Consider the following 270-nt stretch of genomic DNA (forward strand, 5'->3'; position numbering starts at 1 on the left):
CCGGCAAAATCGGTGGCCTGCTCGCCTTGCAGGACGCGGCCAAGCCGTTCCCGCTGCAAGCCCAGGTGAAAATCGCCGACACCAGCATCGCCCTGGCCGGCACCCTGACCGACCCACTTAACCTCGGTGCCCTGGACCTGCGCCTGAAGCTCGCCGGCAGCAGCCTGGGTAACCTCTACCCGCTGACCGGTGTGACGCTGCCCGACTCGCCGGCCTATTCCACCGACGGTCACCTGATCGCCAAGCTGCACGAAGCCAGTGGCGCGTCAT

At 67.0% G+C, this 270-nt stretch carries 1 protein-coding gene; it reads left to right on the top strand.

The annotated features are described in order from the left end of the window. Positions 1-270: AsmA family protein (locus tag KZZ04_RS19390; protein WP_219423902.1), on the top strand; the 270-nt coding region annotated here is incomplete at both ends.

Origin of the sequence: Pseudoalteromonas sp. CR1 (assembly GCF_019392235.1) — a bacterium.
Lineage (GTDB): Bacteria > Pseudomonadota > Gammaproteobacteria > Enterobacterales > Alteromonadaceae > Pseudoalteromonas.